At 67.6% G+C, this 17,202-nt stretch carries 15 protein-coding genes and 1 pseudogene; 10 read left to right on the top strand and 6 right to left on the bottom strand.

The genetic code is table 11. The features are described 5' to 3' along the window. Positions 1–239 precede the first annotated feature (239 nt). From hemE to rho, 4 genes are all read left to right on the top strand, one after another. The gene (hemE, locus tag K8940_RS23505; RefSeq protein ID WP_223392446.1) at positions 240–1,286 is read left to right on the top strand and encodes a uroporphyrinogen decarboxylase; all 1,047 of its coding nucleotides are present in this window, start codon (positions 240–242) and stop codon (positions 1,284–1,286) included. Next, the gene (hemH, locus tag K8940_RS23510) at positions 1,283–2,323 is read left to right on the top strand and encodes a ferrochelatase (RefSeq protein ID WP_223392447.1); all 1,041 of its coding nucleotides are present in this window, start codon (positions 1,283–1,285) and stop codon (positions 2,321–2,323) included. Before hemE ends, hemH begins: the two co-directional genes overlap by 4 nt. Next, positions 2,284–2,787, top strand: a complete 504-nt coding sequence (locus tag K8940_RS23515; RefSeq protein ID WP_223392448.1) for a CopD family protein — start codon at positions 2,284–2,286, stop codon at positions 2,785–2,787. The genes hemH and K8940_RS23515 overlap by 40 nt, the downstream gene beginning before the upstream one ends. A gap of 264 nt (positions 2,788–3,051) precedes the next feature. Then, positions 3,052–4,476, top strand: a complete 1,425-nt coding sequence (gene rho, locus K8940_RS23520) for a transcription termination factor Rho (protein ID WP_223392449.1) — start codon at positions 3,052–3,054, stop codon at positions 4,474–4,476. A gap of 83 nt (positions 4,477–4,559) precedes the next feature. On the opposite strand, the gene K8940_RS23525 is transcribed toward rho, so the two are convergent. Then, the gene (locus tag K8940_RS23525) at positions 4,560–5,525 is read right to left on the bottom strand and encodes a quinone oxidoreductase family protein (protein WP_223392450.1); all 966 of its coding nucleotides are present in this window, start codon (positions 5,523–5,525) and stop codon (positions 4,560–4,562) included. Then, positions 5,525–6,235 (bottom strand): dienelactone hydrolase family protein, encoded by a 711-nt coding sequence (locus K8940_RS23530; RefSeq protein ID WP_223392451.1) that lies wholly within the window; start codon positions 6,233–6,235, stop codon positions 5,525–5,527. Before K8940_RS23530 ends, K8940_RS23525 begins: the two co-directional genes overlap by 1 nt. Before the next feature lie 129 nt (positions 6,236–6,364). On the opposite strand from K8940_RS23530, the gene K8940_RS23535 reads away from it, so the two are divergent. The 6 genes from K8940_RS23535 (at position 6,365) to K8940_RS23560 (ending at position 12,399) form a co-directional block, all read left to right on the top strand. Next, the gene (locus K8940_RS23535) at positions 6,365–6,607 is read left to right on the top strand and encodes a DUF6489 family protein (RefSeq protein ID WP_223392452.1); all 243 of its coding nucleotides are present in this window, start codon (positions 6,365–6,367) and stop codon (positions 6,605–6,607) included. Positions 6,608–6,611: 4 nt separating this feature from the next. Continuing rightward, complete coding sequence (mnmE, locus tag K8940_RS23540; RefSeq protein ID WP_223392453.1) at positions 6,612–7,952, top strand: tRNA uridine-5-carboxymethylaminomethyl(34) synthesis GTPase MnmE; 1,341 nt, start codon at positions 6,612–6,614, stop codon at positions 7,950–7,952. A 168-nt stretch (positions 7,953–8,120) separates the two neighbouring features. Then, entirely contained in the window at positions 8,121–9,977 is a 1,857-nt protein-coding gene (mnmG, locus tag K8940_RS23545; RefSeq protein ID WP_223392454.1) for a tRNA uridine-5-carboxymethylaminomethyl(34) synthesis enzyme MnmG, read from the top strand. Next, entirely contained in the window at positions 9,967–10,617 is a 651-nt protein-coding gene (rsmG, locus tag K8940_RS23550) for a 16S rRNA (guanine(527)-N(7))-methyltransferase RsmG (protein WP_223392455.1), read from the top strand. The genes mnmG and rsmG overlap by 11 nt, the downstream gene beginning before the upstream one ends. Further along, positions 10,607–11,410, top strand: a complete 804-nt coding sequence (locus K8940_RS23555) for a ParA family protein (RefSeq protein WP_223392456.1) — start codon at positions 10,607–10,609, stop codon at positions 11,408–11,410. Before rsmG ends, K8940_RS23555 begins: the two co-directional genes overlap by 11 nt. 59 nt (positions 11,411–11,469) lie before the next feature. After that, positions 11,470–12,399 carry a ParB/RepB/Spo0J family partition protein gene (locus K8940_RS23560; RefSeq protein WP_223395968.1) on the top strand — a complete coding sequence of 310 codons (930 nt, stop codon included), beginning with the start codon at positions 11,470–11,472 and terminating at the stop codon, positions 12,397–12,399. Between the two features lie 218 nt (positions 12,400–12,617). On the opposite strand, the pseudogene K8940_RS23975 reads toward K8940_RS23560, so the two are convergent. The 4 genes and pseudogenes from K8940_RS23975 to leuS form a co-directional block, all read right to left on the bottom strand. Then, a pseudogene (locus tag K8940_RS23975) lies at positions 12,618–12,739 on the bottom strand (hypothetical protein); the annotation flags it as partial. 160 nt (positions 12,740–12,899) lie between these two features. Next, positions 12,900–13,952, bottom strand: a complete 1,053-nt coding sequence (gene holA, locus K8940_RS23565; RefSeq protein ID WP_223392457.1) for a DNA polymerase III subunit delta — start codon at positions 13,950–13,952, stop codon at positions 12,900–12,902. Further along, positions 13,952–14,452, bottom strand: a complete 501-nt coding sequence (gene lptE / locus K8940_RS23570; protein WP_223392458.1) for an LPS assembly lipoprotein LptE — start codon at positions 14,450–14,452, stop codon at positions 13,952–13,954. The genes holA and lptE overlap by 1 nt, the downstream gene beginning before the upstream one ends. A gap of 15 nt (positions 14,453–14,467) precedes the next feature. Next, a complete protein-coding gene (leuS, locus tag K8940_RS23575) occupies positions 14,468–17,065 on the bottom strand; it encodes a leucine--tRNA ligase (RefSeq protein WP_223392459.1) in 2,598 nt (865 codons plus the stop codon). Between the last annotated feature and the right edge of the window lie 137 nt (positions 17,066–17,202).

Raw genomic sequence — 17,202 nt, forward strand, 5'->3', positions numbered from 1 at the left:
ACCTTCAAGGGGCTGCTGGACCATCCACATGATTAACAGAGTCTTAATCACATGTGGGAAGGGCTGGGGGCAAAGGCGCATGGCGTGTGGGAGTCATTCGCCTGTCAGGCGTTTTCCCCGCTTTGCAGTTGCCCTCCAACCCCCTCTTTCAATCTTAATTTCTTATTAAGAAATGATAGGAGGGTCTTAGGTGTCTTACGGGCTTGAGCCCGAGCGAGGACCGGGCTTTAACCCGAGCCATGACGTCTCCCACCCAGACTCCTAAATTTCTCTCAACGCTCGCCGGTGAGAAGCACGCGAACCCACCGATCTGGTTCATGCGCCAGGCGGGGCGGTATCTGCCGGAGTACCGCGCGGTGCGGGCGACGGCCCCGGACTTCATCAGCTTCTGCTTCGATCCCGAGAAGGCGGCGGAAGTCACCCTGCAGCCGATGCGCCGGTTTCCGTTCGACGCCTCGATCGTCTTCGCCGACATCCTGCTGATCCCGGGGGCTCTGGGCCAGAAGGTCTGGTTCGAGGCCGGCGAGGGTCCGAAGCTGGGCGAGATGCCGTCGATCGAGTCCATGGCCGAAAAGGCCGGCGAGGCGGGCAAGGCCCTTTCGCTCGTCGGGGAGACGCTGACGAGAGTTCGTTCGGCGCTCGATCCGGACAAGGCCCTGATCGGCTTCGCCGGCGCGCCCTGGACCGTGGCGACCTACATGATCGAGAAGGGCTCCAGCGATCGCAGCGGCGCGCGGACCTTCGCCTATCAGAACGCCGAGCAGCTGGACGCTCTGATCCAGGTGCTGGTCGACTCGACAATCGACTACCTGGCCATGCAGGTCGACGCCGGGGCCCAGGCCCTGAAGCTGTTCGAGAGCTGGGCCGAGGGCCTGTCCGAGCCGCTGTTCGATCGCCTGGTCACCCAGCCGCACATCCGGATCATCGAGGGCCTGCGCGCGCGCGGCGTCACCGTGCCGATCATCGGTTTTCCGCGCGGCGCCGGGACGCTGGTCGAGGACTACGCGGCCAAGACGCCGGTTCAGGGCGTGGCGCTCGACACTTCGGCCTCGGCCAAGCTGGGCCAGTCGATCCAGAAGTCGAAGACCATCCAGGGCGCGCTGGACCCCCTGCTGCTGCGGGCCGGCGGCGACGCGCTGCTGCGTCGGGTCGACGAACTCCTGGAACAATGGAACCAGGGTCCCTACATCTTCAATCTGGGGCACGGCATCCTGCCCGACACGCCGATCGCCAATGTCGAACTGGTGCTGGAGCGGGTCACCGGTCAGAAGGTCGTTTCGCGGTGAGCCGGAAGCTCGCTGTCGTCCTGTTCAATCTGGGTGGGCCGGACGGGCCGCGCGCCGTGCGGCCGTTCCTGTTCAACCTGTTCCGCGATCCGGCGATCATCGGCCTGCCAGCCATCGCCCGCTATCCGATCGCGGCCCTGATCGCGACGACCCGCGAGAAGACCGCCAAGGCCAACTACGCGATCATGGGCGGCGGTTCGCCGCTGCTGCCGGAAACGGAAAAGCAGGCGAGGGCGCTGGAAGCCGAGCTGGCCAAGGCGCTTCCGGGCGTCGAGGCCAAGTGCTTCATCGCCATGCGCTACTGGAACCCGCTGACCGGCGAGACCGCGAAACAGGTGAAGGCGTTCGGTCCCGACGAGATCGTGTTGCTGCCGCTCTATCCGCAGTTTTCGGCGACCACGACCGGATCGTCGTTGAAGGCCTGGGGCGAAACCTATTCGGGTCCGGGCCGCCAGACGAGCGTCTGCTGCTATCCGGACGAGCCGGGCCTGATCGAGGCGCACGCCCGGCTGATCCGCGAGACCTGGGAAAAGGCCGGTTCGCCGGCGAATGTCCGCCTGCTGTTCTCGGCCCATGGTCTGCCGGAAAAGGTCACCCTGTCCGGCGACCCGTACCAGAAGCAGATCGAGGCGACCGCCGCGGCCGTCGCCGCCAGGCTGCCGGCGGACCTGGACTGGACGGTCTGCTACCAGAGCCGCGTCGGGCCGATGAAGTGGATCGGTCCCTCGACCGACGAGGAGATCCGCCGGGCCGGGTCGGACGGGAAGGGCGTCATCGTCACCCCGATCGCCTTCGTCTCCGAGCATGTGGAAACCCTGGTCGAGCTCGACCACGAATACGCCGAGCTGGCCAAGGCGGTCGGGGTCGCCCCCTACATCCGCGTGCCGGCGCTGGGCGTGGCGCCGGAGTTCATCGCGGGCCTGGCCAAGACCGTGGCTGGCGCGCTCCAGACGAGCGGTAAAATTCTGCCCGCGTCGGACTGGCGGTGCGGACCTGAGTGGTCCAACTGCCCGTGCAAAGAGGGAGCCTCGGCGTGATCGATTTTCTGGTGGCGCACTTCAACCTGGTGCGCGGTCTGCACATCCTGTCGGTCATCGCCTTCATGGCCGGGATGCTCTACCTGCCGCGCCTGTTCGTCTATCACACCAAGGCCGCCCCGGGCTCGGAGATGGACGAGACCTTCAAGGTCATGGAGCGCCGCTTGCTGCGCGGGATCATCAACCCGGCTTCGATCGCCACGGCGGTGTTCGGCCTGGGCTTGATCCTGGCCGACAGCGCCATCCGCGGCTGGAGCTTCCTGCTGGAACCGTGGATGGCCACCAAGCTGGTCGCCCTGATCGGCCTCTATGGCTGGCACGGCTTCCTGTCGGCCTCGCGCAAGAAGTTCGAGCGTGGCCAGAACGTCCGCTCGGAAAAGTTCTGGCGGATCACCAACGAGATCCCGTTCGTGCTGGCGATCGTCATCGTTATCTCGGTGACGACGAAGTTCCTGAACCACTGAGGGTATGGCCGGCGCTTGACCGGTCGTCCTCAGCGTGGTTTGGATCCAGGGAAGTTCGGATTTTCCGGACTCCCTCTCTACGGACTGGCGCCCGTCCTGGCGCGCCCCGCGAGCGATCCGCTCCAAGGTCCGACCCCCGAACGATCCGCGTCATCGTCAACCGACGCGCTCGCCTGGTCCGTCCCCGTGGGCAGACCGGCGTGACCATCGAAGTCTTACCGGCCGGACTCCGCCTTGGGTCCGCGCCCACCCTTGAGTCTTGTCATGACCGAAGAAACCGAAAACGAAATCCCGGCTGCTGAAGAAGCGGCCACCGAAGAGACCGTCGAGGTCGTCGATACGACCGCCGAAGCCGCCGCCGAGGCGGAAGGCGAGGGCGACGACGACGGCTCCGGCATCGCCGAGGCCGTCGCGGCCCTAGGCCTGAAGTCCATGTCCCTGCAGGAGCTGAAGGAGAAATCCCCGGCCGACCTGCTGGCGTTCGCCGAGACCTTCGAGGTTGAGAACGCCAACTCCATGCGCAAGCAGGACATGATGTTCGCGATCCTGAAGACCCTCGCCGAGGAAGGCGTGGAGATCTCGGGCTCGGGCACCATGGAAGTGCTGCAGGACGGCTTCGGCTTCCTGCGCTCGCCGGAAGCCAACTACCTGCCGGGCCCGGACGACATCTACGTCTCGCCGTCGCAGATCCGGAAGTATGGCCTGCGCACCGGCGACAGCGTCGACGGCGCTATCCGCTCGCCGCGCGAGGGCGAGCGCTATTTCGCCCTGACCAACGTCTCGAAGATCAATTTCGAGAGCCCCGAGAACGTGCGCCACAAGGTGCACTTCGACAACCTGACGCCGCTCTATCCCGAAGAGCGCCTGCACATGGAGCTGCCCGATCCGACCATCAAGGATCGCTCGGGCCGCGTCATCGACATCGTCGCTCCGCTCGGCAAGGGCCAGCGCTGCCTGATCGTCGCCCCGCCGCGCGTGGGTAAGACGGTCATGCTGCAGAACATCGCCAAGTCGATCGAGACCAACCACCCCGAGTGCTACCTGATCGTCCTCTTGATCGACGAGCGCCCGGAAGAAGTCACCGACATGCAGCGCACGGTGAAGGGCGAGGTCATCGCCTCGACCTTCGACGAGCCGGCGACCCGCCACGTCCAGGTGGCCGAGATGGTCATCGAGAAGGCCAAGCGTCTGGTCGAGCACAAGCGCGACGTCGTCATCCTGCTGGACTCGGTCACCCGTCTGGGCCGCGCCTACAACACCACCGTCCCGTCGTCGGGCAAGGTGCTGACCGGCGGTGTCGACGCCAACGCCCTGCAGCGCCCGAAGCGCTTCTTCGGCGCGGCGCGGAATGTTGAAGAGGGCGGTTCGCTCTCGATCATCGCCACGGCCCTGATCGACACCGGCAGCCGCATGGACGAAGTCATCTTCGAAGAGTTCAAGGGCACCGGTAACTCGGAAATCGTCCTCGATCGTAAGGTCGCCGACAAGCGCATCTTCCCGGCCATCGACGTGCTCAAGTCGGGCACCCGCAAGGAAGAGCTCATCACCCCGAAGGATCAGCTGCAGAAGACCTACGTCCTGCGCCGCATCCTCAACCCGATGGGCGCCTCGGACGCGATCGAGTTCCTGCTGGACAAGCTGCGCCAGTCGAAGACGAACGGCGACTTCTTCCAGTCTATGAACACCTGAGTCCAACCAGACTCATTCGATACGAGAAAGGCCCCGGTAGCACCGGGGCCTTTTTGTTGTCGGTCCGATCGGTGTTGCCAGCCCTACGGAATGAGCAAGGTCGCTCCGGTCGTCTTGCGGCCTTCCAGCGCCTCGTGCGCGGTGCGCGCCTCCGCGAGAGGGAAGGTCTGGCCGATGTCGATCTTCACCGCGCCCGAGGCGAGAACGGCGAACAGCGCCTGGGCGCTCTCGTCCAGTTCCTCGGTCGTGGCGATGTAGTCGAACAGGCGCGGGCGCGTGACGAACAGAGACTTGCCCGACAGCTCCAGCGGCGCGAACGGCGGGACCGGGCCCGAGGCGTTGCCGAAGGTGACCAGCACGCCGCGGCGGGCCAGGCTCTTGAAGCTGGCGTCCCAGGTATCCTTGCCGACGCCATCATAGACGACCGCCACGCCCTTGCCGCCCGTGAGCTCGCCGACGCGGACGGCGACGTCCTCGTGGCTGTAGTCGATCACATGGTCCGCGCCGAGATCGCGGGCGAGGGCGACCTTGGCCGCGCCGCCAGCCGTGGCGATGATGGTCGCGCCCAGGGCCTTGCACCACTGCACCAGGATTTGACCGACGCCGCCGGCGGCCGCGTGGACCAGGACGAGGTCGCCGGGTTTCACGTGGAAACACCGGCGGACCAGGAATTCGGCGGTCATGCCTTTGAGCATCACCGCCGCCGCCGTCTCCAGGCTGACGCCCTCGGGGACCTTGACCGCGCGCTCGGCCGGAACGACCGCGGCCTCGCTATAGGCGCCCATGGTCCCGTTGTAGGCGACGCGGTCGCCGACCTGGAACCGGGTGACGCCATCGCCCAGGGCCTCGACGACGCCTGCCGCCTCCAGCCCGATCACCGCTGGCATCTTCAGCGGATAGAGACCCGAGCGGTGATAGGTGTCGATATAGTTCAGGCCCACCGCTTGGTGCCGGACCAGGATCTGGCCGGCGGCCGGCGAGGGGACGGGCAGCTCGACGGCCTCGAGGACCTCGGGGCCGCCGGAGCGAACCGCCTGGATCGCCAGCATCAGGCCGGGTCCTTCTGGGCCAGGGCCTTCTGGAAGAAGGTCAGGCTGCGGCCGTTGGCCTTGGCCGCGTCGGCCGCGTCGTAGTGCGCGCCGCCCTCGCGCGCGAAGGCGTGGTCGCGGCCGGCATAGGTGTGGATCTCGATCTGCGGGTGATCCTTCAGCGCGTTGAGGATAACCTGCTGGGCTTCCGGCGGGACGAACTGGTCCTTCTCGGCGATGTGCATCAGCAGCGGGTGGTTCAGCTTCTCGGCCTCGCCGACATGCTTCTCGACGCCGACCCCGTAGTAGGAGACCGAGGCGTCGACGTCCGTGCGGGTGGCGGTCAGGAAGGCCAGCAGGCCGCCCAGGCAATAGCCGACCGCGCCGACCTTGCCGTTGACGCCGTTCAGCTTGCGGGCCGCAGCGATGGTCGCGGCGATGTCGCCGACGCCGGCGTCCACGTCGAACGCGTTGAACAGCTCAAAGGCCCGCTTCCACTCGGCCTCGGACTGGTCGGTGATGTCGATCCCGGGCTCGATCCGCCAGAACAGGTCGGGCACGATCGCGACATAGCCTTGGGCGGCCAGGCCGTCGGCGATGTCGCGCATCACCTTGTTGACGCCGAAGATCTCCTGGATCACGACGATGGCGGGGGCGCTGACTGCCTGGGGCCGCGCCACATAGGCCGAGAAGGCGCCGTCAGGCGTGGTGATCGTGAGGGTCTCGCTCATCGCAGCTCTCCGTCCCTTACTGGGTCCCAAATAATCCGGACCAATGTGACTTTCGACCAAAGCGCTCTAACCTGCGCCGACGGGCTTGCCCCATAACAATATCGTGCCCTGACCGAAGGGAACCACCCGATGAAGATGACCATCGAGATCGACTGCACGCCCGTCGAGGCGCGGGCCTTTCTAGGCCTTCCGGATGTCAGTGGCTTGAACGAGCACCTGGTCAAGGAAATGCAGAACCGCATGGACGCCAACATGGCGATGCTGGCGCCCGAGGAACTGCTGAAGAACTGGATGGCGTTCGGCGCCGGCGCCCAGGAGCAGTTCCGCAAACTGATGACGGCCGCCGCCGGCGCGGCCGCTGGGAAGCCCTGAACGCATGACGGATACGATCTTCGCCCTGGCCACGGCGGCCGGGCGAGCGGCGGTGGCCGTGGTGCGCGTGTCGGGTCCGGCGACCCTGTCGACGGTCGAGGCCCTCACGGGAAAACCGCCCAAGCCGCGCCTGGCTGCTCTGCGCAAGCTTCGTCACGGCGGTGTCGAGCTGGACGAGGCTCTGGTCCTGCGGTTCGAGGGACCGGCCAGCTATACGGGCGAGGATAGCGCCGAGTTTCACGTGCATGGCGGGCGCGCCGTCGTCGAGGCGCTGCTGTCGGCCCTGATCGAGCTGGGCCTGCGCCTGGCCGAGCCGGGCGAGTTCACCCGTCGCGCTTTCGAGAACGGCAAGCTGGACCTGGCCCAGGCCGAGGGGGTCGCCGACCTGATCGACGCCGAGACCGAGGCCCAGCGCCGGCAGGCCTTGGGCCAGGTCGGTGGGGCGCTGAGCCAGCGCTACGACCGCTGGCGCGATCTGCTGGTCCAGTCGCTGGCCATGCTGGAAGCGGCCGTCGACTTTCCCGACGAGGACCTGCCGGAGGAGGTGGCCGAGCGGGCCCGTCCGGGGCTGCGGATCCTGAGCGCTGAACTGGAGGCGGCCCTGGCCGATGTTTCGCGTGGCCGCCGCGTGCGGGACGGTTTCCGCATCGCCCTGGTCGGCGCGCCGAACGCTGGCAAGAGCACTCTCCTGAACGGCTTGGTCGAGCGCGACGCGGCGATCGTCACCGATACGCCGGGTACGACCCGGGACGTCATCGAGGTCCCCTTGGTGCTGGGCGGCTACAAGGTCCTGCTCGCCGACACCGCCGGGATCCGCGAAACGGCCGATGCGATCGAAGCCGAGGGTGTCCGCCGGGCGCGGGCCTGGGCTGAGGATGCCGACCTAAGGCTTTGGGTCGTCGATGGGTTTCACGTGAAACATACAGTGAAGCTTGAGGAGGGGGTTCGGCGCGGCGACTGGCTGGTGCTGAACAAGGCCGACATCGCCGAGCCGTCGACGCTCGATGAAGCCGAGCGGAGATGGGCGGGGGAGGGCCTTCGGGTCCTGCGCCTGTCGGCCCGCTCGGCCGATGCGGTGACCGAGGTTCGCGACGCCCTGTCCGCCCATGTGGCCGACGCCCTGTCCGGCGCGGAATTCCCGGCGGCGACCCGCCTGCGCCACGCCGAACGTCTCCGAGAGGCTCAGGATTATTTGGCCAGGGCCCTGTCGGAAGTGGGGCTGGAGGTGGAACTGGCCGCCGAAGACGTGCGTCTGGCCGCGCGCGCCCTGGAGAAGATCACTGGCCGGGTCGATCCCGAGGATGTGCTGGGCCGCGTCTTTTCGACATTCTGCATCGGCAAGTGATGTTCCACGTGAAACCTTCCCCATATTGTCCACAGCACGCTCACAGCTGTGCCGTGGGCGTTTCACGTGAAACGCCAGGGAGTCGCATCGACCCGATCGGCTGATTGGCGTATATGTCGAGTCCAGCGCCCCCGCAGGTCCGGGGGCGTTCGCATTGAGGCGAGTTCGTTGTCCAACACCTGGGATGTCATTGTCATCGGCGGCGGTCACGCCGGCTGCGAGGCGGCGGCCGCCTCGGCGCGCACGGGCGCGCGCACCCTGCTGCTGACCCACAAGCTGGAAACCATTGGCGAGATGTCCTGCAACCCGGCCATCGGCGGCCTGGGCAAGGGTCACCTGGTCCGCGAGATTGACGCCCTGGACGGCGTCATGGGCCGCATGGCCGACAAGGCTGGCATCCAGTTCCGGATGCTGAACCGCTCCAAGGGACCGGCCGTTCGCGGTCCGCGCGCCCAGATCGACCGCAAGCTCTATCGCGAGGCGATGCAGGCCGAGCTGGCCGCCACGGAAAACCTCGACATCATCGCCGCCGCCGCCGAGGACCTGATCGTCGAGGATGGACGAGTGGCCGGCGCGATCGACGGGGAGGGGCGGGCGTACCGCGCTTCCCGGGTGATCCTGACCACCGGCACCTTCCTGAAGGGCGTGATCCATCTGGGCGAGACCCGCACCCCGGCCGGACGGGTGGGCGACCAGCCCTCGATCGGCCTGTCGGATCGCCTGTACGGCCTGGATTTCCAGATGGGCCGGCTGAAGACCGGTACGCCTGCGCGCCTGGACGGCAAGACCATCGCCTGGGACCGCCTGGACAGTCAGGCCGCCGACGACGAGCCGGTCCCGTTCTCGTATCTGAACGACAGGATCGACATCCCGCAGATCGCCTGCGGCGTCACCTTCACCACCGAAGAGACCCATCGGATCATCGCCGAACGGCTGAGCGAATCCCTGGTCTATGGCGGCCGCGCCACGGGGATCGGTCCGCGCTATTGCCCGTCGATCGAGGACAAGGTCGTCCGCTTCGCCGACAAGACCAGCCACCAGATCTTCCTGGAGCCGGAAGGCCTGGACGACGACACGGTGTATCCGAACGGCATCTCCACCTCGGTTTCGGAAGAAACCCAACTGCTGTTCCTGCGCACGATCCCCGGCCTCGAGAACGTCGAGGTGATCCGCTACGGCTATGCGATCGAATATGACTATGTCGATCCGCGCGAGCTCTACGCCACGCTGGAGACCAAGCGCCTGCCGGGCCTGTATCTGGCCGGACAGATCAACGGCACCACGGGTTACGAGGAGGCGGGCGCGCAAGGCCTGGTCGCTGGCCTGAACGCGGCCCTGGCCGTGCAGGGCCGCGAGCCCGCCGTCTTCGCCCGCGACGAGGCCTATATCGGCGTGATGATCGACGACCTGGTCACCCGGGGCGTCACCGAGCCCTATCGGATGTTCACCAGCCGGGCCGAGTTCCGCCTGACCCTGCGCGCCGACAACGCCGACCAGCGCCTGACCGATCGTGGCGTCGCCCTGGGCGTGGTCGGCGACACCCGCGCTCAGGCCTGGGCCGAGAAGAAGGCGCGACTGGAAGCGGCGCGCACCTTCGCCCGCTCGGTCAGCCTGACCCCGAACGAGGCCGTGAAGGCCGGGTTCAAGGTCAACAGCGACGGCGTGCGCCGCGACGTCTTCGCCATGCTCGCCTATCCGGATGTGACACTCGATGACCTCGGCCGCATCTGGCCCGAGGTTTTCACGTGGAACACTGATGTCCGCGAGCAGATCGAGATCGAGGCGGCCTATGCCGGCTATCTCGACCGCCAACGCGCCGACGCCGAGTCGCTGCGCAAGGACGAGGATCTGCGCCTACCGGCCGATCTCGACTATGCCGACATCGGCAGCCTGTCGAACGAGGTGCGCGAGAAGCTGGCCCGCGTGCGGCCCCTGACCCTGGGCCAGGCGGCCCGCATCGAGGGTGTCACGCCCGGCGCGCTGACCGCGCTGCTGGCCCATGTGAGGCGCGGCCGTGCAGCCTGAAGCGCTTCTCGCTGAGCCCCCGGTGCTGGACGCGCTTGGTTACCAAGCCCTTACCGGCGCCTCTGACGCCCAGATCGCTGATCTGACGCGCTACCAGGACCTGTTGGCCGAGTGGAATGAGGTCATGAACCTCGTCGGCCCGCTGACCATCGCCACCTACTGGACCCGCCACGCCCTGGACAGCTCGCAGCTGCTGGCGCTGGCGCCCGAGGCGCGCACCTGGGCCGATCTCGGCGCGGGCGCCGGTCTGCCCGGGGTCGTGCTGGCCATACTCCTGAAAGGGCAGGAGGGCGCCAAGGTCCATCTCGTGGAGAGCATGACCAAGCGTTGCCGCTTCCTGGAGGTCTCCGCCCAGGCGCTGGACCTGCCCGTCGAGATCCACAATGTCCGGGCCGAGACACTGAAGCTGAAGGTCGACGTCGTCACCGCGCGGGCCTGCGCGCCGATGACCAAGCTTCTCGGCTTCGCCGAACCCTATCTGCATCGCGGAGCGACCGGCCTGTTCCTCAAGGGACAGGACGTCGCGACCGAACTGACCGAGGCCCGCAAGGCCTGGTCGTTCGCCAGCGAGCTGCTTCCCAGTCAAAGCGACCCGCGTGGCCGCATCGTTCAAGTGAAGAGGCTTTCCCGTGTCCGCTAATCCTCTCCGCGTCCTGGCCATCGCCAACCAGAAGGGCGGGGTCGGCAAGACCACGACCGCCATCAACCTGGGCACGGCCCTGGCCGCCTGCGGCGAGCGCGTGCTGCTGATCGACGCCGACCCGCAGGGCAACTGCTCGACGGGCCTGGGCATCGGCCGCACGGCGCGCCGCACCACGCTGTATGACGTGCTGATGGGCGAGTCGCCGGTGGTCGACGCCGCCGTGAAGACCGAGCTGCCGGGCCTGGACGTCATACCGGCCGACGCCGACCTGTCGGGTATCGAGATCGAACTGGGTCAGACCGCCCGTCGGTCCTACCGTCTGCGCGACGCCCTGGAGACCATCCGCGCCAACGGGCCCTACACCTATGTGCTGATCGACTGCCCGCCGTCGCTGAACGTGCTGACGGTCAACGCCATGACCGCCGCCGATGCGGTGTTCGTGCCCCTGCAGTGCGAGTTCTTCGCCCTGGAGGGCCTGACCCAGCTGATGCGGACGATCGAACGGGTGCGGGGCAGCCTCAATCCGCGCCTCGAGATCCAAGGGGTTGTGCTGACCATGTACGACCGCCGCAACAGCTTGTCCGAACAGGTGGCCAGCGACGTGCGCGCCCACTTCGGCGACAAGGTCTATGACGCGGTGATTCCGCGGAACGTCCGCGTCTCGGAGGCCCCGTCCTTCGGCAAGCCCGTGCTGCTGTACGACCTGAAGTGCGCCGGCAGCCAGGCCTATCTGAAGCTGGCCCGCGAGGTGATCAGCCGCGAACGCGACCGTCAGGCCCAAGCCGCCTAGTTTGGCCCGCCTGACCAAGTAAGACCTGAACCTAGAACCGTAGCTTGACTGATAGTGTGATGGAGACCGCCGTGGTGGGAGAGCCGGGTATGGCCGAAGGGCGTCGTGGTCTGGGACGCGGACTTTCCGCCCTGCTGGGCGAAGTCGAGGCCGCGCCGGCCCAGGCCCCGGGCGACGCCGCCGCCGGTTCGCGCGAGGCGCCGATCGAGATCCTGAAGCGCAATCCGGACCAGCCGCGCCGGACCTTCCGCGAGGAAGACCTCGAGGATCTGTCCAATTCGATCCGCGAGAAGGGCGTGCTGCAGCCGATCCTGGTGCGGCCGTCGCCCGACACGCCGGGAGAATACCAGATCGTCGCCGGCGAACGGCGCTGGCGCGCGGCGCAGCGCGCGGGCCTGCGCACCGTGCCGATCATGGTGCGCGAGCTGGACGACCTGGCGGTGCTGGAGATCGGCATCATCGAGAACGTCCAGCGCGCCGACCTGAACGTCCTGGAAGAGGCGCTCTCGTACAAGGTGCTGATGGAGAAGTTCGAGCGCACCCAGGAAGCGATCGCCCAGACCATCGGCAAGAGCCGCAGCCACGTCGCCAACACCATGCGCCTGCTGGCCCTACCGGATGAGGTGCAGTCATACCTGGTCAGCGGCGAGCTGTCGGCCGGTCACGCTCGCGCCATCGCCGCAGCGGCCGATCCGGTGGCCCTGGCCAAGCAGATCATCGCGGGCGGCCTGTCGGTCCGCGAGACCGAGGCCCTGGCCCGCAAGGCCCCGACCGCGACCCCGTCCAAGAACAAGGGCGGCCGTCCGCCGCGCGTGAAGGATACCGACACCCAGGCCCTCGAGGCTGACCTGTCGTCGGTCCTGGGCCTGGACGTCTCGATCGACCATCGCGGCGCGACCGGGACCCTGACCATCACCTACGCGACGCTCGAGCAGCTGGACGACCTCTGCAACCGGCTGACCCGCGGGACGGCCGACTGGTCGACCTGATCGGACGCACATTAAAGCGTGCGGATGAGCGATTTTTGGGCCTTCTGAAATCGCCTCTGTCGCGCACCGAACGGCGCCTTTCCGTACTCCGGGAGGCGCCGTTTTCGTGAGAGGAGGGCGCTGTGGGCTGTTTTCAGCCGCAAGCGCTTGTCCGATAAGGCTTTCCTGAATCCTATCCACAGGCGCGCAAGCAGGGGGTTTGAGGCCAATTTTCCAGGCTAACCCCCCGTGTCATCCCGGACGGCCCGGAGGGACGATCCGGGACCCAGGGGGAGCGTGCCACCTTGCGGGCCGCCCCTGGGTCCCGGCTCTACGCTACGCTTCGGCCGGGATGACACGAGAGGGAAAGCTAAGCCCCCCGCTGATGCAGTCGAGCGATCGTCAACCGAACAGGAGTTCGGCCATGATCGACCTAGATACATTCAGCGCCATCGCGACCTTCCTTGGCGCGGTGACGAAGGGCGCGGAGATCATTCTGGGTTTGATGGAGCGTAAGCGCCCTACAGCCCCAACCGCCGCGCGCGACCCGCGATCATCAGCGCCAGGCGCTCGGCGATCAGCTGGTCGGGCGAGCCGGAGGTCTTGCAGGCTCGGTCAGCGGTCAGGATCTCGCCCTGGATCTCCAGGATGGCTTCCAGGTTCCAGCCGCGCGCCTGGCGCAGGAACTCGCGCTCCTGCTTCCAGAAGACGCCAGCGGCCTTGGCGGCGGCCTGCAGGTCGACGCCGTTCTTGTGCAGGGTCAGCACCCGGCGCAGACGGCCCAGATAGTAGCTCATGGCCCGGACGGCGGCCGGGCCGCCTTCGCCCTCGGCCGCCGCGCGGCGGAGAGCCGTCTGGGCCGCGCCCGCCCGCCCGCCGAACGCGTCGGCAGCCGCGTCGCTGAGCGAGGCCTCGGGCTCGACGCCCAGGAAGTCCGTCAGGTCCGCCGCCGTCGCGGTGGCGCCGCTGCCGGGGCCGAGGAAGAGGGCCAGGCGCTCGATCTCGGCGCGGGCGACGCCACGCTCCTTGGGCAGGCGCGAGACGAACAGGTCCAGCGCCTCGCTGTTCAGGTTGAGCTTGTCGTTGGCCAGGGTGTCCCGGGTCAGGCGGGCCAGGTCGCCGGCCTCGTCCTCGTAGCAGGGGATGACGGCGCAGCCGCCCAGCTTCTCGCCGACCTTACGCAGCAGGGAGTCGCGGCCCAGGGCCCCGGCCTCGACCAGGAAGAAGGCGTCGGGGTTCAACTGACCCTCGACATGGCGGGTCAGGGCCTCGGAGGCCTGCTTGTCGGGCCCGGCCTTCTCGCCGCCCAGGCGCAGGCGCACCAGGCGGCGGCCGCCCATCAGCGACAGGGCCGACAGTTCGTCCTCCAGCTTGGCCGGATCGGCGTCCAGGTCGACGTCCGTCAGCATCGCGGTGTCGAAGGGGTCGTCCGGGCGTTCGACCACGCGCTTGGCCAGGGCGTTGGCGCGATCGCGCACCACGCCCCGGTCCTTGCCGTAGATGACCACGGCCCGGATGTCCGGGGTCGGCTCCTTCAGGAAGCGTTCGACGTCCGGACGCTTGGAGAGGATCATTAGGCCGGCTTCCGGCCCGCCAGCCAGGTGGCCAGGTCCAGCTGGATCTTGCGGGCGACCTCGGCGGCGGCGCGTTCCTGGCCGTCGTTCTGGGCGGCGATGGCCGCGTAGGGCTGGTCGGCGGAGTCGTAGGTCACCGAGACCTCCGTAAGGCCCTTGTGGGCCTCCACGCCGGTCTTGGCGTCCAGCAGGCGCCAGTTGACGCTCATCCGCAGTTCGTAGCGGTTGGCGGTGTTGTCCAGGCGTACGCCGCGCGCGAAGCGTTGCTCATTGACCGACAGCATCAGCTTGTAGGCGGCCGGACTGCCCTGGCGGTGGGCCAGGGCGTCGTCCAGCTGCTCGCGCAGCAAGTAGCCGCCGCGACCCTGGGCCGCGACCGTCTCGATGCTGGATAGACCGCCTCCGACGCCCGGACGGCCATACAGCGGCGTGAAGCCGGCGCAGGCGGACAGGGCCAGGGTCGAGAGGGCGAGAGCGGCGGCTGCCAGGGTGCGATTCATCGGTCTCGTCTGGTCTCAGTTGGCCACGATGTTGACGATGCGGTCCTTGACCACGATCACCTTGCGAACCGTGACCCCCTCAAGGTGGGCCATGACGTTCGGATCCGCCAGAGCGATTTTCTGGACCTCGTCGTCGGCCGCGCCGGCCTTGACCTTGATCTCGCCGCGACGCTTGCCGTTGATCTGGATCGGCAGGACGCGCTCGTCGTCCGCGGCCAGGGCCGGGTCGGCCTTGGGCCAGGGCGCGTCGACGACCATGCCGTCGCCGCCGATCCGGGCCCAGGCTTCCTCGGCCAGGTGCGGGGTGAACGGCGCGACCAGGCGGGCCAGGATGTTCAGGGCCTCGGCGCGGGCCGCCAGGACGGCGTTGCTGGCGCCCTCAGCGGGAGCCGCCTTCAGGGCGTTCAGGAACTCGTACAGACGCGCCACGCCGCTGTTGAAGCGGAAGCCCTCGATGCTGTCGGTGACAAAGCCGATCAGCTTGTGGGCCGCCTTGCGCAGGGCCAGGGCCGCCTCGTCCGCCTCGTCGTGGGCGAAGTCGCCGGCCGGCTGGCTGTCGAACTCGTTCCACAGGCGGTGGGTGAAGCGCCAGCTGCCTTCGACGCCCGAATTGGTCCACTGCACGTCGCGCTCGGGCGGGCTGTCGGACATCACGAACAGGCGCGCGCTGTCGACGCCGTAGGCCTCGAAGATGTCCTCGGGAGCGACGACGTTCTTCTTGGACTTCGACATCTTCTCGACGTCGCCGATGATGATCGGCGCGCCGGTCTTGGCGTGCTTGGCCGAGCGGGCGGCGCCTTCGGCGGTGATCACCACGTCCGACGGCTCGACCCACTCGCCGGCCTCGTTCTTGTAGGCCTCGTGGGTGACCATGCCCTGGGTGAACAGGCCGGCGAACGGCTCCTCGACCGACAGCAGACCCTCGTCCTTCAGGGCGCGGGTGATGAAGCGGGCATACAGCAGGTGCAGGATCGCGTGCTCGACGCCGCCGATATACTGGTCGACGGCCAGCCAGTAGTCGGCCGCGTCCTTGCCCACCGGCTCGGCCGCGTGGGTGTCGGCGAAGCGGGCGAAGTACCAGCTGGAATCGATGAAGGTGTCCAGCGTGTCGGTCTCGCGCTCGGCCTTGCCGCCGCAGGACGGACAGGTGGTGTGGCGCCAGGTCGGGTGACGCAGCAGCGGGTTGCCGGGCTTGTCGAAGGTGACGTCCTCGGGCAGGGCGACCGGCAGCTGGTCTTCCGGCACCGGAACGACGCCGCAGGTCTGGCAGTGGACGACTGGGATCGGGCAGCCCCAGTAGCGCTGGCGCGAGACGCCCCAGTCGCGCAGGCGATAGACGGTCGCGCCCTGGCCCTGGCCGGCCGCTTCGATGCGGGCCACGGCCTCGGCCTTGGCGGCCTCGACGTCCATGCCGTCCAGGAACTCGGAATTGAAGATCTTGCCGGGGCCGACATAGGCTTCCTTGCCGACCGTGAAGGTCGCCGGATCCTCGCCGTTGGGCAGCACCACCGGCAGGACCGGCAGGTCGTACTTGCGGGCGAAGTCCAGGTCGCGCTGGTCGTGGGCCGGGCAGGCGAAGATCGCGCCGGTGCCGTAGTCCATCAGGATGAAGTTGGCGATCCAGACGGGCAGGGTGATCGACGGATCCAGCGGGTGCTTCACCCGCAGGCCGGTGTCGTAGCCCAGCTTTTCGGCGCTCTCGATCTCGGCTTCCGAGGTGCCGCCCTTGCGGCAGTCGGCGATGAACTTCTGGACCTCGGGGTTCTCGATCCCCAGGCGCTCGGCCAGCGGATGCTCGGGCGCGATGCCGACGAAGCTGGCGCCGAACAGGGTGTCGGGGCGGGTGGTATAGACCTCCAGCCCGTCGGCCATGCCGTCGGGGGCCTCGCCCCCATTGTTATTGGCAAACTGGAACTTGAAGCGCAGGCCCTTGGAGCGGCCGATCCAGTTCTCCTGCATCAGGCGAACCTTGTCGGGCCAGCGGTCCAGGGTCTTCAGGCCGTCGATCAGGGCGTCGGCGTAGTCGGTGATGCGCAGGAACCACTGGGTCAGCTTGCGCTTCTCGACCGTCGCGCCCGAGCGCCAGCCCTTGCCGTCGATGACCTGCTCGTTGGCCAGGACGGTCATGTCGACCGGGTCCCAGTTGACCGAGGCTTCCTTGCGATAGACCAGGCCGCGCTTCAGCAGGCGCAGGAACCAGGCCTGCTGCTTGCCGTAATATTCCGGGTCGCAGGTGGCGAATTCGCGCGACCAGTCGATCGAAATGCCCAGCGATTTCAGCTGCTCGCGCATGGCGGCGATGTTGTCGTAGGTCCAGCCCTTGGGGTGGACGCCGCGCTCCATGGCTGCGTTCTCGGCCGGCATGCCAAACGCGTCCCAGCCCATCGGGTGCAGGACGTTGAAGCCCTGGGCGCGCTTGTAGCGGGCCACCACGTCGCCCATGGCGTAGTTGCGGACGTGGCCCATGTGGATGCGACCCGACGGGTACGGGAACATCTCGAGCACGTAGTATTTCGGACGGCCGTCGTTGATCTCGCCGGTCTTGAAGACGTCGGCCTTCGCCCAGGCTTCACGCCACTTGGGCTCGGTGTCTTTGGGATTGTAGCGGGCCATCGGAAACCAGGTCTTGGATGCAGGAACGCGCCCCGAAGGCGCGGCCGCGACAAGAGTAAGCGGTTTCACGGCCGGAGCGCGCAGAGAAATAGGAAGTCTGAAGGGTTCTCGCCGAACCAGCGAGAACCCTTCGAGGG

This window comes from Caulobacter segnis, from assembly GCF_019931575.1.
GTDB lineage: Bacteria > Pseudomonadota > Alphaproteobacteria > Caulobacterales > Caulobacteraceae > Caulobacter > Caulobacter segnis_C.